This is a genomic window from Methylobacterium sp. Leaf85 (genome assembly GCF_001422125.1).
GTDB lineage: Bacteria > Pseudomonadota > Alphaproteobacteria > Rhizobiales > Beijerinckiaceae > Methylobacterium > Methylobacterium bullatum.
Genome location: NZ_LMME01000001.1, coordinates 193,945 through 215,013 on the forward strand (window position 1 = coordinate 193,945; position 21,069 = coordinate 215,013).

General features: G+C 68.2%; 22 protein-coding genes and 1 riboswitch. Of the genes, 12 read left to right on the top strand and 10 right to left on the bottom strand.

Annotated elements, in window-relative coordinates:
* Nucleotides 1–6 precede the first annotated feature (6 nt).
* From ASF08_RS00870 to ASF08_RS00890, 5 genes are all read right to left on the bottom strand, one after another.
* Complete coding sequence (locus tag ASF08_RS00870; RefSeq protein WP_244474414.1) at nt 7–792, bottom strand: DUF4349 domain-containing protein; 786 nt, start codon at nt 790–792, stop codon at nt 7–9.
* Between the two features lie 143 nt (nt 793–935).
* Nucleotides 936–1,970, bottom strand: coding sequence for a cobalamin biosynthesis protein CobW (cobW, locus tag ASF08_RS00875; RefSeq protein WP_056140106.1), 1,035 nt, complete (start codon nt 1,968–1,970; stop codon nt 936–938).
* On the bottom strand, nt 1,967–2,389 hold the full coding sequence (locus ASF08_RS00880; protein WP_056140110.1) for a DUF1636 family protein: 423 nt from the start codon (nt 2,387–2,389) through the stop codon (nt 1,967–1,969). The genes cobW and ASF08_RS00880 overlap by 4 nt, the downstream gene beginning before the upstream one ends.
* Entirely contained in the window at nt 2,382–3,161 is a 780-nt protein-coding gene (locus tag ASF08_RS00885) for a CbtA family protein (RefSeq protein WP_056140112.1), read from the bottom strand. The genes ASF08_RS00880 and ASF08_RS00885 overlap by 8 nt, the downstream gene beginning before the upstream one ends.
* 30 nt (nt 3,162–3,191) lie before the next feature.
* Nucleotides 3,192–3,368: a CbtB domain-containing protein gene (locus ASF08_RS00890; protein ID WP_018045261.1), complete on the bottom strand. Its 177-nt coding sequence runs from the start codon at nt 3,366–3,368 to the stop codon at nt 3,192–3,194.
* A gap of 57 nt (nt 3,369–3,425) precedes the next feature.
* A riboswitch (cobalamin riboswitch) is annotated at nt 3,426–3,619 on the bottom strand.
* A 106-nt stretch (nt 3,620–3,725) separates the two neighbouring features.
* On the opposite strand from ASF08_RS00890, the gene cobU reads away from it, so the two are divergent.
* Nucleotides 3,726–4,238, top strand: a complete 513-nt coding sequence (gene cobU / locus ASF08_RS00895) for a bifunctional adenosylcobinamide kinase/adenosylcobinamide-phosphate guanylyltransferase (RefSeq protein ID WP_056140116.1) — start codon at nt 3,726–3,728, stop codon at nt 4,236–4,238.
* Nucleotides 4,235–4,855 carry a cob(I)yrinic acid a,c-diamide adenosyltransferase gene (gene cobO, locus ASF08_RS00900; protein ID WP_056140119.1) on the top strand — a complete coding sequence of 207 codons (621 nt, stop codon included), beginning with the start codon at nt 4,235–4,237 and terminating at the stop codon, nt 4,853–4,855. Before cobU ends, cobO begins: the two co-directional genes overlap by 4 nt.
* A 13-nt stretch (nt 4,856–4,868) precedes the next feature.
* Here the strand turns inward: cobO and ASF08_RS00905 are convergent, their stop codons facing one another.
* Both ASF08_RS00905 and ASF08_RS00910 read right to left on the bottom strand, forming a co-directional pair.
* A complete protein-coding gene (locus tag ASF08_RS00905) occupies nt 4,869–5,510 on the bottom strand; it encodes a hypothetical protein (protein ID WP_156629418.1) in 642 nt (213 codons plus the stop codon).
* A gap of 5 nt (nt 5,511–5,515) precedes the next feature.
* Nucleotides 5,516–5,929: a RusA family crossover junction endodeoxyribonuclease gene (locus tag ASF08_RS00910; protein ID WP_018045257.1), complete on the bottom strand. Its 414-nt coding sequence runs from the start codon at nt 5,927–5,929 to the stop codon at nt 5,516–5,518.
* A gap of 91 nt (nt 5,930–6,020) precedes the next feature.
* Here ASF08_RS00910 and ASF08_RS00915 point away from each other — a divergent pair, with 91 nt between their 5' ends.
* A complete protein-coding gene (locus ASF08_RS00915; RefSeq protein ID WP_422395314.1) occupies nt 6,021–6,743 on the top strand; it encodes a hypothetical protein in 723 nt (240 codons plus the stop codon).
* Between the two features lie 57 nt (nt 6,744–6,800).
* Nucleotides 6,801–8,261 (top strand): cobyric acid synthase, encoded by a 1,461-nt coding sequence (locus tag ASF08_RS00920; RefSeq protein ID WP_200931808.1) that lies wholly within the window; start codon nt 6,801–6,803, stop codon nt 8,259–8,261.
* Nucleotides 8,262–8,378: 117 nt separating this feature from the next.
* On the opposite strand, the gene ASF08_RS00925 is transcribed toward ASF08_RS00920, so the two are convergent.
* Nucleotides 8,379–9,371 (bottom strand): DUF3616 domain-containing protein, encoded by a 993-nt coding sequence (locus ASF08_RS00925; protein ID WP_056140788.1) that lies wholly within the window; start codon nt 9,369–9,371, stop codon nt 8,379–8,381.
* A gap of 110 nt (nt 9,372–9,481) precedes the next feature.
* Nucleotides 9,482–10,483, bottom strand: a complete 1,002-nt coding sequence (cbiB, locus tag ASF08_RS00930) for an adenosylcobinamide-phosphate synthase CbiB (RefSeq protein WP_056140125.1) — start codon at nt 10,481–10,483, stop codon at nt 9,482–9,484.
* 44 nt (nt 10,484–10,527) lie between these two features.
* Here cbiB and cobD point away from each other — a divergent pair, with 44 nt between their 5' ends.
* A complete protein-coding gene (gene cobD, locus ASF08_RS00935; RefSeq protein ID WP_056140127.1) occupies nt 10,528–11,547 on the top strand; it encodes a threonine-phosphate decarboxylase CobD in 1,020 nt (339 codons plus the stop codon).
* Here cobD and ASF08_RS00940 read toward each other — a convergent pair whose 3' ends face one another.
* On the bottom strand, nt 11,548–12,735 hold the full coding sequence (locus ASF08_RS00940) for an MFS transporter (RefSeq protein WP_056140130.1): 1,188 nt from the start codon (nt 12,733–12,735) through the stop codon (nt 11,548–11,550).
* 374 nt (nt 12,736–13,109) lie between these two features.
* Between ASF08_RS00940 and ASF08_RS23600 the strand changes: the two genes are divergently transcribed.
* The 7 genes from ASF08_RS23600 (at nt 13,110) to ASF08_RS00970 (ending at nt 21,065) form a co-directional block, all read left to right on the top strand.
* Nucleotides 13,110–13,304, top strand: coding sequence for a hypothetical protein (locus tag ASF08_RS23600; protein WP_082472996.1), 195 nt, complete (start codon nt 13,110–13,112; stop codon nt 13,302–13,304).
* A gap of 220 nt (nt 13,305–13,524) precedes the next feature.
* Complete coding sequence (locus ASF08_RS00945; RefSeq protein ID WP_056140133.1) at nt 13,525–14,931, top strand: malonyl-CoA decarboxylase; 1,407 nt, start codon at nt 13,525–13,527, stop codon at nt 14,929–14,931.
* Between the two features lie 54 nt (nt 14,932–14,985).
* Nucleotides 14,986–16,506, top strand: coding sequence for a malonate--CoA ligase (locus ASF08_RS00950; protein WP_056140137.1), 1,521 nt, complete (start codon nt 14,986–14,988; stop codon nt 16,504–16,506).
* Between the two features lie 162 nt (nt 16,507–16,668).
* On the top strand, nt 16,669–17,748 hold the full coding sequence (locus ASF08_RS00955) for a YihY/virulence factor BrkB family protein (RefSeq protein ID WP_018045246.1): 1,080 nt from the start codon (nt 16,669–16,671) through the stop codon (nt 17,746–17,748).
* Between the two features lie 64 nt (nt 17,749–17,812).
* Nucleotides 17,813–18,220 (top strand): peptide-methionine (R)-S-oxide reductase MsrB, encoded by a 408-nt coding sequence (gene msrB / locus ASF08_RS00960; RefSeq protein WP_018045245.1) that lies wholly within the window; start codon nt 17,813–17,815, stop codon nt 18,218–18,220.
* 292 nt (nt 18,221–18,512) lie between these two features.
* A complete protein-coding gene (locus ASF08_RS00965) occupies nt 18,513–19,406 on the top strand; it encodes a hypothetical protein (protein ID WP_056140140.1) in 894 nt (297 codons plus the stop codon).
* 267 nt (nt 19,407–19,673) lie between these two features.
* Nucleotides 19,674–21,065 carry a dicarboxylate/amino acid:cation symporter gene (locus ASF08_RS00970; RefSeq protein WP_018045243.1) on the top strand — a complete coding sequence of 464 codons (1,392 nt, stop codon included), beginning with the start codon at nt 19,674–19,676 and terminating at the stop codon, nt 21,063–21,065.
* Nucleotides 21,066–21,069: the final 4 nt, after the last annotated feature.

A 21,069-nucleotide genomic window follows, 5' to 3' on the forward strand; every position in this document is an offset into this window, starting at 1 on the left:
GCGCCGTCATGGCTGTGCCCTGGAGGACGTCCGCTCGGTCATGGCGCTTCGGCGGCCGCGCCGGCGCCACAGCGCGCGAAGGAGAAGCACGCCGATCAGCACCAGCGGTAACCATGGCAGGCCGGCGACGACGAAGCGCAAGGCCGATCCTGCGCTCGCGCCGAAGGTCTGGCCCGCCTGGGCCCAGGCTTCCTCCACGGGGGCGAGGGGCCCGGCGCGCGCCTCGTCGGAGCGCAGGGCGACGGAGACGAGCTCCGTGTCGACGCGCTGGCTCAGGCCGCGCTGTTTGGCATCGGCTTCCTCGATCTGCGACTGAACCTGCGCCAATTCCTGCGCGATGCGGATCAGATCCTCCACGCGCGGGTCGGGCCGTGCGGCGATCGCATCGAGCCGGGCGCGATAGGCGGTGAGCTGGGCCAAGCGCCGGCCGCCATCCTCGATGGCATCCGTCAGGTCGTCGGCACGCGTCGACTGGCTCCGGAGCACGACGTCGCCCGTCGCCTCGCCGGGCAGGGGCGACGTGACGAAGGCCATGAAGGGAGCAACGGATTCATGCGGCAGTCGGACCTGGACCTGGGCCTGCGGACGGCCCGCAGGCCTCCGGCCATCGTCGATGGACGCAGCGACGAGGATGCATTTCAGGGCCGCCTCGTTCAGGCAGCGGTCGCGGGCCGCCTCGAAATGCGCGTTCACCCGCTGGGGCGGCAATCCGATGGTCAGGTCGTGGGTATAGGCGAGCTTCGCATCGCCCGTCTGGGCGAGAGGGCGAGCCACCGGAGAGAGGCGTGCCATCGCCCGGCTGTCCGAGGCCTGAAACTCCGGTTTGGGCGGACGTGAATCCGAGCACCCACCGATCGCCGCGAGAGCCGCCAGGCCGGACGCGACCACGAGGCCGCGGCACCCGCGCGCCGGGATCCGTCGGGCGGTCAACGCGCTCACCCCGCCAGGGCGGCTGCCACCGCCCCTTGGTCGAAACCCTTCAGCCCGATGACCACGAGCCGGCCGTCGCGGTTCTCGCTCGCCCGCCAGGGGCGGTCGTAATGATGGGCGATGCGGGCGCCGACGCCCTGGACCACGAGGCGCATCGGCTTGCCGGTGACCTCGGCGAAGCCCTTGATCCGCAGGACGCCGCTGGTCTCGGCGGCGCGGGCGACGCGGGCGGCCAGATCCTCGGCGCTCGCCGTGGCAGGCACGGCAATGGCCACGGAGTCGAAATCGTCGTGATCGTGATCCTCGCCCTCGCCGTGATGCGAGGGGCGGGCGTCGAGATCGTCCTCGGCGGCGGCGCCGAGACCGAGGATCACGCGCGGATCGAGGCGGCCATGCTCGGCCTCGACCATCTTCACCGCGCGCGGCAGCTGGCGCTCCACCTCGGCGCGGACCTTGGCCTTGCCGGCTTCGTCGAGGAGGTCAGCCTTGTTCATCACCACGAGGTCGGCGCAGAGGAGCTGGTCCTCGAACACCTCCTCCAGCGGGTTGTCGTGATCAACGCTGGCATCGTCGGCCCGCTGGGCGGCGAGGGCCGCCGGATCGTCGGCGAAGAAGCCGGCAGCGACGGCGGGGCCGTCGATGACCGCGATCACCCCGTCCACGGTCACCCGCGAGCGGATCGCCGGCCAGTGGAAGGCTTGGACCAGGGGCTTCGGCAGAGCGAGGCCGGACGTCTCGATGAGGATGTGCTCGGGCGGGTCGGCCCGGTCGAGCAGCTTGTTCAGGGCCGGCACGAAATCGTCCGCCACGGTGCAGCAGATGCAGCCATTGGCCAGTTCCACGATGTCCTCGTCCTGGCAGCCCTCGATGCCGCAGGCGGCCAGGAACGATCCGTCGAAGCCGATATCGCCGAACTCGTTGACGATGATGGCGAGCCGACGACCGCTGGCATTCTCCACGAGGTGACGCACGAGGGTCGTCTTGCCGGCTCCGAGGAAGCCGGTGACGATCGTGCAGGGGATCTTCTCGACGATGCTCATTCGGCGGCGTCCGGAATTCTGTCCGCGCGCGGCGGAGGAAACGGGGGAATGCGGGCGACGACGCCTTTGCGGAACGCTTCCGGCCGTGCCTTCCAGGGCACGATGCCGTCGGGCGTCTCCGCGTACAGGCCGATGCCCGCGAGGATGGTTCTGGCCGATTCGACCGGGTCGAGATCGCCGTAGACGTAGGTCCAGCGGCCTTCGGACGCCACGGCGACCGTGCAGGGTCGCTTGCAGACCGAGAGGCAATCCACGCTCTCGACGGCGATGCCCTCGATCGCGGCTTCCGTCACCGCTTCGCGCAACGCCGAGACGAGGCGGGCCCCGGCGCGGGGCTCGGACGTGTCGCCGGCCGTGCGACAGGTGGCGCAGACGTAGATTACGACCGCGTTGCCGGCCGGGATGTCCTCGTCAGGCATGCGACGTCGCCGGGTTCTTGCGCCCGACGCTGTTCCAGGCCCAGCCGAAGGCGAGGCCGATCACCGCCCAGAACACGAAGGCGATGCCCAGCGACCGAGCGGCGAACTGGGCCGCGTAGCCCGGGGGCAGGGCGGAGGCGGCGTGGCTCGTCTCCGGAGCGCCTGCCAGATGCGGTGCGACGAGGAGCACGATCCCTCCGGCGATGGCGATGGGGGAGCGGCGGATCGCGATGAGGTAGAGCCCCATGGCGGTGGCGGCCGCAGTCATGATCCACCAGAACTGGCGTTCGGCGAGCGGAGCCGCCTCCATGCCGGGCAATTCCGGCGGCAGGCCGAGGGCCGGGGCGAGCGCCACGGCGAGGAACCCCGCGATGGCGAAGCGCAGGCCGGTTTCCGGGCTCGGCTCGCGCCCGCAGGCGATGAGAGCCGCGCCCAGCAAAAGGGCATAGCCGACGCCGCCGACCAGGGTCGCGAGGGCGGTGAAGACCATACGGGGCAGGCCGGGCCCGGGCTGCCAGGCCGGTGCGACCTCGCCGCCTTCGACACCGTCCGTCTTGCCGCCATGGTCGTGGCCCGAATGGACGGGGACGATGAGGGAGGCCGGCGAGGCGCCGCGCGGCATCCATTGCGCGGCCGGCGCCGTGGCTTCGCCGCTCTCGTAACGCTCGGCCGCGATGATCAGCGGCGAGGTGAGGGCGAACTGCAAGCCCGTGGCGACGACAGCCGCCAGGAAGCCGGCGACCAGGGCCGCCGACACGAGTCGGATCATCATGGAATCAGGTCCTGACTGAGCGCGTGGCGGTCAGTGGCAGGGGAAATTCTGGGCGTGCCGGAAATCGTGGGCCGCGTTGTGCAGCGCCATCGCCGGGGCGAAACCGGCCATGAAGACGAGCCCGAGGCCGAGGAACGCGGCCATGAGCACCGCGCCGAGACGCTCGTTGCTGCGGGTGCCGGTAAGGACGAGGGTGTTGGTGGTCATCGTGTCAGGTCTCCGGCCGCCCCGCCGGCGGCGTTCGAGGATCGAGCGGGAGGACGATGTGGTCCCCTTCGGATGGCAGGTCTCCTGGCTCGCGGGTCATCCGGTCCTGCCGCCTTCCCGGATCGCTCCGGTGGCCGATGGCAGGCCCGTCTCCGCTCACAGTTGCGGGGGCAGCTGCGGTTTCAGGCGCGAGCCCTCACCGCATTCCCTTTTCACCCCGTCACCGGGGCACCGTCCGAAGCTCGCTTCTACGCGCTCACGCGACCGCTGACAACGCGCCGCCAAAGCGTTTTACCGCCTTTGACGGGGCAGGGCGGTTTCGCGCTAAAGGAAGCCATGCGGCAGCCTTCCCCAAGAATGACACTGGTCCTCGGCGGCGCTCGCTCGGGCAAGAGCCTGCACGCGGAGCGCCTCGTCGAAGCCCATCCGGCGCCCTGGCTCTACCTCGCCACCGCGCAGGCCTGGGACGACGAGATGCGCGAGCGCGTCGCCCTTCACCGGTCGCGCCGCTCGGCCGATTGGATCACCCGGGACGTGCCGATCGACCTGGCCGAGGCCGTCGCCGCGGCGACCGGGCCGGTGCTGGTCGATTGTCTGACCCTGTGGCTCACTAACCTGATCCTGTCCGAGGCCGATACCGAGGCGGCGAGCGCCGAGCTGATCGAGGCCTGCGGCAGTGCGCCTGGCCCGGTGGTGCTGGTGGGCAACGAGGTCGGGCTCGGTATCGTGCCGGACAACGCGCTGGCCCGCCGCTTCCGCGACGCGGCCGGGCGCCTGCACCAGCGCCTCGCCGCGCGGGCCGACCATGTGGTGTTCATGGTGGCGGGATTGCCGATGATCGTGAAACCCCAACCCGGAGCAGCCGCATGAGCGAGTCAGACACGAACGATCCGGAGGCCGAACGGCATCGCGAGAAGATGGAGAAGCGCAAGGCCGTCCAGGACGCCGAGGTCGCGGCCAAGACGATCGAGAAGGGCCTCCTCATCGTCAATACCGGCCCCGGCAAGGGCAAGACCACGGCCGGGCTCGGCCTCCTCCTGCGCGCCTTGGGCCATGGCTGGCGGGTCGGCGTGATCCAGTTCATCAAGGGCGCCTGGGACACCGGCGAGAAGCACGCGCTGAAGGCTTTCGGCGACCAGATCGAATGGCATACGCTCGGCGAGGGCTTCACCTGGGAGACCCAGGACAAAGCCCGCGACATCGCGGCGGCCGAGCATGCCTGGGCCAAGGCCGAGGAATTGATGGCCGACCCGACCATCCGCCTCGTCCTCCTCGACGAGCTCAACATCGCCTTGCGCTACGATTACCTGCCTATCGACGCCGTAGTGGCGGCCTTCCGGGCGCGCCGGCCCGATCTCCACGTCATCGTCACCGGGCGCAACGCCAAGCCGGCCCTCATCGAGGCCGCCGACCTCGTCACCGAGATGGGCAGCGTGAAGCACCATTTCGCCGCCGGGGTGAAGGCACAGGAGGGGATCGAGTTCTGACTACTGGGCGCGGTCAGGCCCCAGCGCCGACCGGCTGGTTCTCATGGAGGACGAGCTTCAGCGTGGCGACGAAATCCTCCAGGGCGGTGCGATCGAGGTCGCGCTGCAAGGCCCCGTGGGCGACGGCGTTGCGCAGGTTCGCGATGGGACGAAGACGATCCGCCTCGTCCGGCGTCACGATGCCTTCGCCCGCGAGCTGCTCGATCAGCCGTGCGGGCGATTGAGAGTGTGACAGGCGGTTCGGAATCAAGGCCCGCCCGATGGCTTCGAAGGTCGACCAGCCTAGCAGCAGAGCCGCTTCCATCTGGCCGGCCGCGATGAGGGCCTCGACCTTCGTGATCGTGCGGTCGATGATGTCTGGCGTCACGCCGTCGATGGCGGGCACGCCGCCGCCGGAGCGGGCGTAGTAGATCCGAAGCTCCCAATCGGTGACACCGAGGAACCGGTCAGCGACCCTTTCCCGGCTTCCGGATCGCGTGCCATCCCGTACGATTTCGATCGCCAGATTCTTTGGTTTGCCAAGCGCGATGGCGTCTGGAACGTAGTCGCCCATGAAGGAGGGCAGAAGCTGGCGTGAAGGGTGAGTATAGACCTCGTAGCCGGCATCCGTAAGTGCCGGGATGATGAGGTCGAGGACCGGCCGTTCTGATTCCATGCCGCTCATGCCAGTTCCTCGAAGGGATCGTCCGAAAGCCTTACGTATAGGATCGGCTTCTGTGCCGACAGAGCCGCCGCCAGGACTGGGCTCGGCTGCGTGAAAGAAAACACCCGCTGCGGTTCGAACTTCTGGATGACTACCCGTTCGATCTGGGAATCATCCATGTAGATATGCTGGTTGAGGGCATCGAGAACCAGTTTGACGATATTGTCCACGTCGCCCTGCACGGGGCCGACCGGGAAGTAGAACAGCGTCACGGCGAGTTTGCCCTCGCAGGCGAAGTGGTTCTCGGGCAAAGAGCCGTCGCTTGCCGCCCGGACCTTCTGCTTCCACTGCGATTTGGAACTCGGTCGGGCCGATTGGAACGAGACCGGTGTGCCGCTGACGAGGAACTCGATGGGAAAGATGAGCTCCACGAGAGATCACCTGGCGTCGCGGGCTTCGGTCCCGCAACTTATGCACGGCTTCGTCAACGTGTATAGTATGATTCTAAATCGCCCTTGGGTTGTGTCTCGTCGCTGCTTCCGGCGCTGCCTCGTTCCTCTCACGATTTTTCTGTCCGGTGCCGGTGCGGCATCCGCCCAATCCGTCACGTCCTGGCCGGACACCTATCTCGGCCGGGTCGAGGCGCTGGCGGTGATGGAGGGGCTGAATGCGCGGCTCCTGGCGGGCCGCAGCGCCACCGCGACGCTCGAAGGCTGGTGCTCCGAGCACGGCATGGCGACGGACCCGCGGCTCACGGCGACCCTCCTGCGCGATGTGGACAAGCCCGCCTCGGAAGAGACGCGCCGCCGCCTCGCCGCCGGACCCGACACCGTCCTGAAATACCGCCGCGTCCGGCTCGCCTGCGGCGACCACGTCCTGTCGGAGGCCGACAATTGGTACGTGCCCGAGCGGCTGACGCCGGAGATGAACCGCCTGCTCGAGACCACGGACACGCCGTTCGGCAGGGCGGTGCAAGCCCTGGGAACCACCCGCCAGACCATTGGGGCGGACCGTCTCTGGCAGCCCTTGCCGCCCGGGTGGGATCAAGCGGTCCCGCCGGATCCCGCCTGCGCGCCGCTCGCGATTCCGGACCGGCTGTTCAGCCATCGCGCCGTGCTGTTCACGGCCGAGCGGGTGCCGTTCTCGGAGGTGGTCGAGACCTACGCCTCCGCCATCCTCGATTTCCGCCGGGCCGCGCGGCCTGCCGATCCCGCCTGCGGCGCCGGCCCGCCGTCGCGGCCCTGACGCGGCCGTGCTAGGGCTCGCCGACGCCCCTCGGCACACCGGACGAGACCCGATCGCATGACCGCCCGCGCCTTCATGATCCAGGGCACCGGCTCGGATGTCGGCAAGTCGCTGATCGTGGCCGGCCTGTGCCGCGCCTTCACGCGGCGCGGGCTCAGGGTGCGGCCGTTCAAGCCGCAGAACATGTCGAACAACGCGGCCGTCACCGCCGATGGCGGCGAGATCGGCCGGGCCCAGGCGCTGCAGGCGCGGGCCTGCGGGGTGGCGCCCTCCATCCACATGAATCCGGTCCTGCTGAAGCCCCAGAGCGAGACCGGCTCCCAGGTGGTGGTGCAGGGACGGATGGTCGGCACCGCGAAGGCCCGAGACTATCAGGCCTGGAAGCCGCGCCTGCTGGCTTCCGTGCTGGAGAGTTTTTCACACTTGAAGGCTCAGGCCGATCTCGTGATCGTGGAGGGCGCCGGTTCGGCCTCCGAGGTGAATCTGCGGCGCGGCGACATCGCCAATATGGGTTTCGCGCGGGCCGCCGACACGCCGGTGATCCTGCTCGGCGATATCGACCGGGGCGGCGTCATCGCCAGTCTCGTCGGCACCAAGGCTGTGATCGACGCGGCGGATGCGGCCATGATCGCCGGTTTTCTCGTCAACCGCTTTCGCGGCGACCCGAGCCTGTTCGCCGACGGCATGGACATCGTCGCCACGGCGACCGGCTGGCCCGCCCTCGGCCTCGTGCCGCATTTCCCCCTTGCCGCCCGTTTGCCAGCCGAGGACATGCTCGGTCTCGCGGGTTCCGCGGCCACCGCCCGCACGCGGATCCGCGTCGCGGTGCCGGTCCTGCCGCGCATCGCCAATTTCGACGACCTCGACCCGCTGCGGGCGGAGCCGGAGGTGGAGGTGGTGCTGGTCAGGCCCGGCGAGGCGATTCCGGGCGACGTCGCCCTCGTCCTGCTGCCGGGCTCGAAGACCACGATCGACGATCTCGACGCCCTGCGCCGCGAGGGCTGGGACGTGGATATCCGCGCCCATATCCGGCGCGGTGGTCATGTGCTCGGGCTCTGCGGCGGCTACCAGATGCTGGGCCGGACGTTGAGCGACCCGCACGGGATCGAGGGCGAGCCGCGCAGCGTTGCCGGGCTCGGCCTGCTCGACGTCGAGACGGTGATGACGCCGCTGAAGCGGCTCGAAGCGGTGAGCGGCCGGACGCTGGCCGACGATCTGCCGTTCAACGGCTACGAGATGCATGTGGGCGACACGGCCGGTCCGGACACGGTGACGCCGCTGCTGCGCTTCGCCGACGGGCGGGCGGAGGGCGCCGTCTCTGCCGACGGGCGGGTCAGCGGCACCTATGTCCACGGCCTCTTCTCCGACGACCGGCAGCGGGCCGCCTGGCTCGCGCGCCTGGGGGCGGCGTCTGACGGCCATTCTTACGAAAGCGGGGTCGAGCGCGTCCTCGACGAATTGGCGCGACACATCGAGGCTCATGTCGATTGCGACCGCCTGCTGGCGCTGGCGCGTTAGCGGTTTCGCGGCGTAGGCTCGTCCCATAAGGCCCCGTTCGAGGGGCGAGCCTGATGTTCGCGGTGCTGTCCGCCCTGCGCCGAGGCGATGTAACCGCGCCGCGCCCGGCCTGATCCGTCAGGGCAGCGTGTATTCGAGCGGCCCGCCATCCTTGATGCTGTCGAACATGACGAGGATGCGCTTGTCGCCCAGCACGGCGACACCTTCCGCCTTGGCGCCCTTTTCCGCCCCGGTGAGACGTCCGATCGGCTCGAGCTTGGCGTTGACGGACGCGCCGGCCGCGAACAGGCTGTAGGGCACGTCGGTTTGTCCTTGAGCCGGCCCGGTGAGGACGAGGAGCCGCCCGTCGGGCAGTATGGCGAGATCGCGGATCCCGGCCCCGCGGCCGACGGAGAGCGGGATCACCTGCGGGGCCGCCTTGAGCGGCTCGTGCCCCTGCGCGAACAGAGCGCCCACATCCGCCTCGACGACGAAGGTCTTGCCGTCATGGGACGGCGCGCGCAGCCCGGCGAACAGCCGCGTCCCGTCAACGGCGACCCCCTCGATATTGAGGCCGTTGGGCGTCGCGTCGCCGTCATCGGTCTGGAGATCCTGCGTGTAGTAGGCGCTGACCGTCTCCGCCAGTCCGAGCGCATCACCCAGGCGGTAGGTGGTCTCCACCGCATCCGGTCCCGCCGGTTCGCCGCTCGCGTCGACCCGGATGCGCGCCAGCACGAAGGTGGAGAGCTTGAACTTCGCCTTGCCGCGCGAGCAACCGTGCGAGCCGACCACGTAGAAGTAGGGAGCCGCATAGGCCACGCCTTCGCCGTCGAGATCGTCGAACTTGCCCTCTCCGCCGGAGCATCCGTTCTTCGAGGGTGGGGTTCCCAGCGTGTTCGGGCTCGGTCCCCCGCCGACGAGGTCGATATCGGCGCCTGGCGTGATCGTATGCCCCTCGATGGTGATGAACTGCGCGCCGGTATTCTCGTCGTTGACCACGAGGCAGCGGCGCTTGCCGTCCTTCTGCGGCATGCAGGCGATGCCGCTGATGTCTTTGGCGGGTTTGCCGTTTTTGCCGTTCAGACCGGACGTCATCGTGTAGGGCGGGTCCACCGGAACGAGGTCGCGCATGACGCCTCCCGCCGCGAGAGCCGGCGCGGCGGCTCCGTGAAAAAGCAGGATCGCCAGAAGACCAGTCCGTATCATTGCCCGCCCGCCCATAGGAATGTGAGTGATCTCAATTATATCAAAACAACCTTGAGTATAGATGCGCCGAGGACGATACATCCGAAAAGTATCGCGCAGGCGATGCGGTACAAGGCCAGCGCCCGTTCCACATCGCGCGGACCCGCCTCCGCCCGGCCATTGCCCATCCAGGCATCGTCGACGATATCGGCGCCGTACATGCGCGGCCCCGCCAGCCTCAGACCGAGCGCGCCCGCCATCGCCGCCTCGGGCCAGCCGGCATTGGGCGAGCGGTGACGGCCCGCATCGCGCCGGACGGCGTGGAACGCCCCCGCCGCCGAAGTCCCGGGATGGAGGAGGCACGCCGCTACGATCAACCCCGCCGAGAGCCGCGAGGCCGGGAGGTTCACGAGATCGTCGAGGCGGGCCGAGGCCCAGCCATAGGCATCGTGTCGGGGCGTGCGGTGGCCGATCATGCTGTCGGCGGTGTTGATCGCCTTGTAGAGCGCCCCTCCCGGTAGGCCGCCTATCCCGATCCAGAATGCCGGGGCCACGATGCCGTCGGAGAAGTTCTCCGACAGGCTCTCGATGGCGGCGCGGCAGATGCCGGCTTCGTCGAGGCTCTCCGGGTTGCGCCCGACGATCATCGAGACCTCGCGCCGCCCGCCCGCCAGCCCTTCGGTGCGTAGGCCCATGGCGACGCGGGCCACATGGTCGTGGAGGCTGCGTTGTGCCGGCAGACTCGCGCAGGCGAGGCCGAGGAGCAGCATGGCCGGGATTTGACCCGCAGCGGCGGCGAGCGCCGTTCCGGCGATGGACACCGCCGCGACCGTTCCCAGGAGGATGAGGAGACCGAGGATCCCCGCCGCGCGCCGCCGTCTCCCGCTGCCCGTATTGAGCGTCCGGTCGAGCCAGCCGATCAGGCGGCCGATCCAGGTGACAGGATGGCCCAGCGCCTTGTAGAGCCGGTCCGGATAGCCCGCCGCCGCCTCGATGGCGAGGGCGAGACCCAGCACCACGAGCGTGTCCGGCGGATGGGCGAGGGCGGTCCAGGTCATCTGTTCGGGAATGGGGTTCGGTGCGGCAGGGTGATGGAAGAGCAATGAGCGGGACGGAGGAGGCGAGCGGGCGTGGCGGGCCCATCGCCCATGGGGGCGATCTCGATGCCGCCCAGGCGCTGTTCCCGCACGGCGAGCTGCCCTGGATCGACCTCTCCACCGGGATCAATCCGGTCCCGTATCCCTGTCCGCCGCTGGAGGCCAGCGCGTTCCGGCGACTTCCCTCCCGCGCCGACCTGAACGCCCTGTGCGCCGCCGCCGCCCATGCCTATGGCGTCGCCGATCCGGCCCGAGTCGCGGCGGCGCCCGGCACGCAGATTCTCATCGAGACGCTGCCGCGCCTGAGGCCGCATTCGCGCGTGGCCGTCATCGGTCCCACCTATGGCGAGCACGAGGCGGCGTGGCTCCGGGGCGGACATGCCGTGACGTTGGTGCCCGATCCGGCCCAGGCCGAGGGGGCGGACGTCGTCGTCGTCGTCAACCCGAACAATCCCGATGGCCGGAGCTGGGAGGCCTCCACGCTTCTCGACCTCGCGGGACGGCTCGCCCGGCGCGGAGGCTGGCTCGTCGTGGACGAGGCCTTCATCGACCTCGAAGCGGTGGAGTCCCTCGCACCGCGAGCGAGCTCCGGCCTGGTGGTGCTACGCTCCTTCGGCAAGACCTATGGCCTTGCCGGCATCCGTCTCGGCTTCGCCCTTGCCGAGCCGGCGCTCGCCCTGCGGATCGGCGCGGCACTCGGCCCCTGGGCGGTGCCGGGGCCGGCGCTCGCCATCGGCCGGGCAGCGTTGTCCGATGAGGCCTGGCTGCGGGAGGCGGCCATCGATCGCCACGCCGACGCGCTGCGCCTCGACCGGCTGCTCGCCTGCCGGGGAGGGCGCATCGTCGGCGGCACCTGCCTGTTCCGCACGGCTGCGTTCGACGACGCGCCAAGTCTTTTCCGGCGCCTCGGCGAGGCCGGGATCTATGTCCGCCGGTTCGAGGCGAACCCGCACTGGCTGCGCTTCGGCCTGCCGGCCGACAAGGGCGAATGGTGCCGCCTGTCCCGCGTCCTCAAGCCCGCCTGATCAGGCGGGCTTCGTCCGCGACCGGTCGAAGATCGCCACGAGGAGACCCCCGCCCGAGAGCAGGGCGCCGACCGCGCAGACGCCGGGCCACCCGGCCATCAGGAACGCCTGCGAGCCGGCGAAGGCCCCCAGCGCCCCGAATACGAACATCACCGTGAACAGCACAGTGTTGACCCGGCCCCTCGCTCCGGGAACGAGGGCGTAGGCTCGGGTCTGATTGGCGATGAGCGCGCCGTTGAGGCCGATATCGATGAGCAGAACGCCGACGGCCACCGCCACCAGCGAGACCTCCCCCCCGAGCCAAAGGACGAGGAACGACGCGAGGACGAGAGCGGCGCCGGTGACGACCACCGGTCGGGCGCCCTTCCGGTCGGTATAGCGTCCGGAGAGCGGGGCGACGAAGGCGCCGCAGACCCCGATCACGCCGAACAGGCCGGCGCCGGCGGCGGTGAGATCGAAGGGCGGAGCCTCGACCAGGAGGGCCAGGGTCGCCCAGAACGCATTGAAGCTCGCGAAAAGAAGGCCCTGCGAGAGGCTGGCATTGCGCAGGATGGGCTGCGTCTTCACGAGATGCAGGATCGACAGCATCAGCGCGCGGTAGCGCAGCGGTTTGGTCTGCTTCGTCTTCGGTAGAGTCGCGGCCGCCACGGCGGCGATGACCAGGGCCACGACAGCGGCGGCGAAGAACACCGCGCGCCAACCGAAATGCGCGCCCACGAAGCCGCTCACCGTCCGGGCGAGGAGGATGCCGGTGAGCAGGCCCGTCATCACTTGGCCCACCATCCGGCCGCGGCTCTCGTCCGGCGCGAGCTCGGCCGCGAAGGGGACCGCCTGCTGAGCGGCCGAGGACAAAAACCCGATGAGGAGACAGGCGACCGTCAGGAAGGCGAGGGTCGGCGCGAGGGCGGCACCCAGAAGCGCCACGCTCAGGCCCAGCAATTGCGCCACGATGAGCGTCCGCCTCGGCCAGGCATCCCCGAGGGGCACGAGGCCGAGAATGCCGAGCCCGTAGCCCACGAGGCACGCGGTGGGAACGAGGAGGGCGGCACGCTCACCGAACTCGCTCACCAGAACCGCGAGGAGGGGCTGGTTGTAGTAGATGTTGGCGACGGCGCCCCCGGCGATCAGGGTCAGGCCGAAGCGCGCCCTGGCGGTGAAGCCGTGGCCGGAACCGGTGCCGGGCTGCATGCTCAGGCTCGCACCGGAGCGGCGCCGTCCGCCGTGCCAAGCCGATGGAAAAGCGATGAATTGTTCGTCATCCGGTGGGGCGGGTCCGTGAGCGACGGGATGCGTGTGCCTCCGGTTAGGGGCGCCAGCGCGCGGGGGCAACCCGTGGGCGCGCGAAATGGTCCCACGTCAGAGAGCGGGCCGCGACGGGCCACACCTTCCATCGGATGCGTCGATCCCCATATACGAATCGTTACCGGATAAAGACGTGGCGCGTCTCTGTGGCGAAGTCCCGCTTGGCAGGAGCCAAGTCGTTCTGTCACACTCCCGACCGTCGAGACGAGTCGGTCTTCAAGTCCAGGGGGCAACACCGCGTATCGACAACGGAGTTTGGAATGCCGAATTACCGAGTCAGCTTCGCCAAGCAAATTCTCGGCGTGCCGTTCACGATCGGATGTGTCGAGATTTCACGGGCGCGTGATCCTCGCCGGGCTCAACGCGCGGCGGAACTTCGTTTCGCGCGCCAACATGGCGTCGAGGATTGGCGCGAGCGGGCCGATCGTGTTGCCATTGAGGCCGCTCAAGCCTGACACGACAGGTGATCCGACCCGAAAGTGAGTACAGGACTTCGGGAAGACGGTTATTGGGTCGTCGCTTCGTTTCCCCAACTCGCAGCGGCTGCGGCATGGTTCCGCGGTCAAAGCCCTGGCCCTCGGTCGGTCTGCGACATAGACTGGAGCTTGCACGTGTGTTCGGCGGGTTCGGCATCTCGCGGAACTTGCGACAGGGGCAAGGAGCAGGCGGCGAGCCATGGCGGCGATCTCGTTTTTCGGCGACCTGCTTCAGACCATCAGCGACCGTGGTCGCGATCTCATCGGGATCGGCCGCGGCGACCTCGCCTCAAAGGCCAATGCGCATGAGCTCATCAAGCTCTGCGAGGATCTGATCTCCCGGCGCGGCGAGGCGTCGGGCGTTGCGCTCGCCCGCCTGATCCTCGAACGCTACGCCAGCCTCGCGCGTGCCGAACGGCTCGTCTTCCTGCAGGGTATCGCCACCGTCTTCGGCGCCGATCACGAGGCGGTGGACGATGCCATCGCCGCCTATCGTCGAGACCCGACGCGCGCCGCCCTCGGCGTGCTCCACGAGGCGGCCGAGCCGCGCAGCCAGGAACTCATCCGCCGGCTCAACCTCGCCCGCAACGGCACCCTCGCCCTGGTGCGGATGCGGGAGGACCTGTTCGTCCTGCGAAAGGACCTGCGCGGGAGCGAGGCCGATCCCGACCTCGTCGATGCCGTCGACAGCCTCGACAGCGATTTCGAGCACCTGTTCGCGTCGTGGTTCAACCGGGGGTTCCTGGTGCTGCGCCACATCGACTGGACCACCCCCGCCCATATCCTCGAGAAGATCATCCGCTACGAGGCGGTGCATGAGATCGCGGGCTGGGACGAGCTGCGCCGACGCATCGAACCCACTGACCGGCGCTGCTTCGCCTTCTTCCATCCCGCCTTGCAGGACGAGCCGCTGATCTTCGTGGAAGTGGCGCTCACGGACGGCATCGCGCCGGCCATCGCGCCGATCCTCGCGCATGGGCGCGAGCCCCTGCCCACCCGGGCCGCCACCACCGCGATCTTCTACTCGATCTCGAACTGCCAGAAGGGGCTTGCCGGCGTCACCTTCGGCAATTTCCTCATCAAGCAGGTGGTGGAGGATCTCGCCCGCGAGATCCCGAGCCTCAAGACCTTCGTGACCCTGTCGCCGGTGCCCGGCTTCTCCGCCTGGCTCGACCGTGAGCGCCGCTCCGATTCGCCGCAGGGCCTGACCCGTGACGACGTCGAGGCTCTGCGGGCCATCGACGAGCCGGGCTGGCACGCCGACAAGGCCAAGTCCGATGCGGTGAAGAAGGTGATGATCCCCGCCGCCGCCGCCTATTTCTTGCGGGCCAAGAACGAGCGAGGCAAGCCCCTCGACCCCGTGGCGCGGTTCCATCTCGGCAACGGAGCCCGCCTGGAGCGGCTCAACTTCCTCGGTGATGTCTCGCCCAAGGGGCTCGGCCAGTCGCGCGGGCTGATGGTCAATTACCTCTACGATCTCTCGGCCATCGAGAAGAACCACGAGACCTATGCCAATCTCGGCACCGTGGCGGCATCGAGCAGCGTGAGCCGCGAACTCAGGACCAACCTGCCGCCGATTCGCGCCGTGGCGTTGGCCGAGGCTTGATTTCGAGGCGTCGTCCGGCCACGGCTGTCCGTTCGATAACGGCTGGACGACGTCATGCGTAACCATCTCTTCGATCTCATCCGGGCGAGCCTGCCCGCCGATCCCGCCTCGCGGATTTTCATCGAGACCGGCGACGGCGCACGGATCACCTATGCGGACATGCTCGACCGCTCGGCCGCCTATGCCTCCGCCCTCAAGGCGCTCGGGGTGAAGACGGGTGACCGCGTCGCCGTCCAGGTCGAGAAGAGCGCCGAGGTGGTGTTACTCTATCTCGGCGCCGTTCGCGCCGGCGCCGTCTTCCTGCCGCTCAACACCGCCTATACGGCCCCCGAGATCGCGTATTTCCTCTCGGATGCCGAGCCGGCCCTGTTCGTCTGCGACCCCGCCCGGCTCGCCGCTCTCGAACCGGTCGCCGCCGAGGCGAAGGTGCCTGCCCTGCGTACCCTCGACGGGGCGGGGCGCGGTAGCATGGCCGAGGCGGCTGACGCGGCCGGCACCGCTTTCGCGGATGTCGAGCGCGGCCCGGACGATCTCGCGGCGATCCTCTACACCTCGGGCACCACCGGGCGCTCCAAGGGCGCCATGCTCAGCCACGACAATCTCGCCTCCAACGCCGTGACCTTGGTGAAGGCCTGGGGCTTCACCGCCGACGACGTGCTGATCCATGCCCTGCCGGTGTTCCACACCCACGGCCTGTTCGTGGCCACCAACATCGTGCTGCTCGCCGGGGCCACGGCGATCTTCCTGCCGAAATTCGACCCGAAGCAGGTGCTCGCCCTGATGGGCCGGGCGACCTCGATGATGGGCGTTCCGACTTTCTACACGCGCCTCCTCAAGGAGCCGGGCCTGACCCCCGAAGCGGCGGCGACGATCCGCCTGTTCGTCTCCGGCTCGGCCCCGCTCCTCGCCGAGACGCACCGGGACTGGCAGGCCCGCACCGGCCACGCCATCCTCGAACGCTACGGCATGACCGAGACCAACATGAACACCTCGAACCCCTATGACGGTGAGCGCATCGCCGGCACGGTGGGCCTGCCCCTGCCGGGCGTCTCGCTCAGGGTGGTCGATCCCGAGACGGGACGGGCCTTGCCCGCCGACACGGTGGGGATGATCGAGGTGAAGGGGCCGAACGTGTTCCAGGGCTATTGGCGCATGCCCGAGAAGACGGCCTCCGAGTTCAAGGCGGACGGGTTCTTCATCACCGGCGATCTCGGCAAGGTCGACGAGCGCGGCTACGTCCACATCGTCGGACGCGGCAAGGACCTCATCATCACCGGCGGCTACAACGTCTATCCGAAGGAGGTCGAGAACGAGATCGACGCGCTTCCGGGCGTCGTCGAATCCGCCGTGATCGGCCTCGCCCATGCGGATTTCGGCGAGGGCGTCACGGCCATCGTCGTCGCGCGTCCAGACTCGCCGGGGGAGCAGGAGATCCTCCGCATCCTCGAAGGGCGCCTCGCGCGGTTCAAATGCCCCAAGCGCGTCCTCTTCGCCGACGAATTGCCGCGCAATGCCATGGGCAAAGTGCAGAAGAACCTGCTGCGCGAGGCGCATGCGGATCTCTATCGCCGCTGAGGGGCAAGACGGCGGAACGCTTTGGCGGGCCGGCGGTTCTCGTCATCGAACGGCCAAGCTCGCGCCGTCTCCGTACCGGTTGCCGTCATGCCCTCGTCTCAGCCTCACTGTCCCGAGCCCACGGGGCCGGGCTCCACCCATTCCGTGGTCTGGACTCTGGCGATGGGGGCGGCGCTCGTAGCCCTGTCGCTTGGGCCGCGGTCGCGCCGCGCCAGACGTCAGGCTGAACCGCCTCAGCCGCGACGCGACGAAGGCGCCCGCTCGCATAGTGGACGCAGCGCCGAATGGGTCGCGGCGACACAGGTCCATCGCGGCCGTGCCGCAGACAGCCCGACCGAGATCACTCGCGCCGGCTGGAAGGACATCGCCGTCCGCGTCTACCTGGAATTCAACAAGGACCGCGTGCTCGCGGTGGCCGCCGGGGTGACGTTCTTCACCCTGCTGTCGCTGTTTCCCGCCATCGCCGCCTTGGTCTCCTGCTACGGCCTCGTTGCCGATGTCGGCGCCATCAACGAGCACCTCTCCAGCATGCAGGGCGTGCTGCCCTCCAGCGCCATCGACATCATCGGCGAGCAGGTGAAGCGGATCGCCGCCAAGGACAACGGCACGCTGGGCCTGACGTTCTTCTCCAGCCTCGTCCTGTCGCTCTGGAGTGCGAACGCCGCCATGAAGGCGATGTTCGATGCTCTGAACGTGGTCTACGAGGAAGACGAGAAGCGCTCCTTCGTGATGTTGAACCTGCGCTCCCTGACCTTCACCGTCGGGGCGCTCCTCTTCACCATCCTCGCGCTCACCAGCATCGTCGTACTGCCGGTGATCTTCAACTTCTTCGGGTTCGGGCAGGGGGCGAGGCTCATCGCCCTGCTGCGCTGGCCCTTCCTCCTTGTCGTCCTGCTCGGCGGCCTCTCGCTGCTCTACCGCTATGGCCCGAGCCGCGAGCGGCCGCGCTGGCGCTGGGTCGGCACCGGCGGCGCTGTGGCGGGCATCCTCTGGCTCGCCGCCTCGATCCTGTTCTCGTGGTATGTCGGCAGCTTTGGCAATTACAACGAGACCTACGGTTCGCTCGGCGCCGCCATCGGCTTCATGACCTGGATCTGGATCTCGACGACGATCGTGCTCCTCGGTGCCGAGATCAATGCCGAGATGGAGCATCAGACGGCTCGGGACACGACGACGGGGCCGGAGAAGCCCATGGGCGACCGCGAGGCACGGATGGCGGACACGATCGGCGCGGCCGCGTGACAGGGTGCGGGACGGCCTCGGGAGTCCTATTTCTCCAGCATATCCCGATGAACCGGAGGCCATCATGAGCGAGACCCAGGCAGGCACCGTCCAGCGCAGCGAGGACGAGTGGCGCGAGATCCTGACGCCGGACCAGTACCGTGTCCTGCGCGAGCACGGCACGGAGCGGGCGGGCACGAGCTGCCTCAATGCCGAGAAGCGCCCCGGCACGTTCCACTGCGCCGGCTGCGATGCCCCGTTATTCGAGAACACCACGAAATTCGAATCCGGCACCGGTTGGCCGAGCTTCTTCGATCCCATCGACGGCGCGGTGGAGACGACGACCGACCGGAGCCACTGGATGGTGAGGACCGAAGTGCACTGCGCCCACTGCAAAGGTCATCTCGGCCACGTCTTCGATGATGGCCCGGCGCCGACGGGGCTGCGCTATTGCATGAACGGCATTTCACTGCGTTTCGAGCCGAATGCGTGAGCTCATTGGTATAAAAGGATAAAAATCGGGGCCGGGCTTACGAGGCCGGCCTTGATTTAGTCCCATTTTTTCTTAGTCGAAGGGAAGAGGTCTTCCCATTTGTGTGCCGTCGGCGGTGCGAGGCGGGAAAACGATCGAATTCGGACGGTTCGTGCCGGCCGGTTTCCACAGGCCGGGCATTCCGTCGCTGCCGAAACAGGGTATGGCTTCGAACGGCGCCGACGTTGCGCCCATGGCGCGGCGCTCCGGAGGAGGGCCTGCCATGATGAGCCGATCCGGGGGGAGAGAATACATGAGTGTCGTTCGTCGGTTTCTGGTCGCACCTTCGCTCGTCCGCCTGATCCGCAAGGAGCGCGGCGGTTCGAAGATCACCGAGGGCTATTTCGCTCCCCAGGCCGGTCGCACGTCCTATGTCCGCGTCGATGGCCAGAACTGCCATCTCGTTCTCGTCACGACGGCGCCGGATGGAACGTCGAGCGAGGAGCGGACCGACGTTCCCCGCGCCCATGGCGATGCCCTTCTGGATGTCTGCTCAGGCAAGGCGATCTACGACCGCGCCGTGCTCGCGCTCGGCAATGGCCGCGAGGCGCTCGTCGACCGCTACGCGACACCGGGAGCCCTCGACTTGCTCAGCGTCGTGTTCGACGACACCGCCCAGGCCGCCGCTTTCGTACCCCCAGCCTGGTTCGGCGAGGACGTCTCCGAAAATTCCGCCTATGACCGCCATACCGTGGCGATCCAGGGTGTGCCTCAGACCGGCGAGGTTCCCCTGAACAACGCCGCCCTCGAAGCGATCCTCGATTTGCTCGAGCCGCGCTTCGGTTTCGGCCGCTTCAATGCCCCACCGCCGAAGGCCGGCGAGGACGAGGCGACCCTTCGGGCGAACCGCCGTGCAGCCGCTCTGGCTGCCAAGGCCGCTGCTCCCGCGGCCCTCCCGGTGGAAGAGCCCGCGCCCCAACCCGTCCTTGAGGAACGGAGCGAGCAGCGTCGGGAAGAGCCCGCCGCCGCGGAGGAGACCGCCACGGACACTCCGATCCGCACCGATGCCCGCATCGACGACGTTATCGAGAGCCTGTCTCAGGCTCTGGGTGCCTCTCAGCCGTCCCGCGCTCCTGCACGCGACGACGATCCGGCCGCCGAATTCGAGCGCTGGACCGTACGTCCCCGCCGTACTCCGCAGACCTGAACCCTTGGGACCGGAGGTGGGGCATGCCCATCTCCGGGCTCTTCGCGAGGACCCGGCGGCACCGGGCATATTCGGACAAGTCGATCACCAACGATTGTATGCAATAGCGCGGCAGAAGCCCGTCGCGTTACAGAAGCAGCCCATCCTCACGGTTTCGGCGGGAAACAAAGATAATCTCTCATAGCCGCGTTGAGGCGAGGGATTAAACTCGCTAGCGTCTCGGCAAGACAGACGAGCGTGCGCCCAACGAGGCGCCTGTGAGGGAACATGGTTCAGACCACCGTCCATGCCGGAGGCAGCGCGCCGGCAGCACCGACACCTCACGAACCTTGGTACAAGGTCCTCTACATCCAGGTGCTGATCGCCATCGCACTCGGCATCCTGCTCGGATATCTGCACCCCGAATGGGGCAAGTCCGTCAAGTGGTTGGGCGACGCCTTCATCGCCCTGATCAAGATGATGATCGCGCCGATCATCTTCTGTACCATCGTTCACGGCATCGCCTCCATCGGCGACTTGAAAAAGGTCGGCCGCGTTGGCTTGAAGGCGCTGGTCTATTTCGAGGTTGTCTCCACCATTGCGCTTCTCATCGGTATCCTCGTCGGTGAAGTGGTGAAGCCGGGAGCCGGTTTCAATGCCGATGTGACTAAGCTCGACGGTAAATCAGTCGAGAAATACGCCAAGATCGCCGCCGACGATTCCGTTACCGGCCACATCATGGCTCTGATCCCGAAAAGCTTCTTCGACGCTTTCGCCACAGGCGACCTGCTTCAGGTCCTGCTGATCTCAATCCTCACCGGCGTCGTGGTGACCGGCATGGGCAAGCGCGGCGAGGCCATCACGCACGCCATCGACACGGCGGGCCAAGTCTTCTTCCGCATCATCGGCCTCGTGGTGAAGCTCGCCCCCATCGGTGCCTTCGGCGCCATGGCCTTCACCATCGGTCAGTACGGCATCGGCAAGGTGATCGATCTCGCCTGGCTGGTTGGCACCTTCTACGTCACGGCCTTCCTGTTCGTGGTCCTGGTCCTGGGCGGCATCGCCCGGGTGGCCGGCTTCTCGATCTTCAAGTTCCTGGCCTACATCAAGGACGAACTCCTCATCGTGCTCGGCACCTCGTCCTCCGAGACGGTGCTGCCGCACATGATGACGAAGATGCGCCGCCTCGGCGCCTCGGATTCCGTCGTGGGCCTGGTGATCCCCACGGGCTACTCGTTCAACCTCGACGGCACCAACATCTACATGACCCTGGCGACGCTGTTCCTGGCCCAGGCCGTGGGCGCTGACCTGTCCTTCGCCCAGTACGCCACCATCATCCTGGTCGCGATGCTGACCTCGAAAGGGGCCTCCGGCGTCACGGGGGCCGGCTTCATCACCCTCGCGGCCACGCTCAGCGCCATCCCCAACAATCCGGTGCCGGTGGCCGCCATGACCCTGATCCTGGGTGTCGATAAGTTCATGTCGGAGTGCCGGGCCATCACCAACCTCATCGGCAACGGCGTCGCCACGGTGGTGGTCAGCCGCTGGGAGGGTGAACTCGACCAGGAGAAGCTGAACCAGGTCATGGCGCATCCCTTCTCCATCGGCACCGACATCTCGGATCATGCGCCCAACATGGACCAGGAGTCCGCTCCCCGTCCGGCCGTCGCCGCACAGTAGCTCC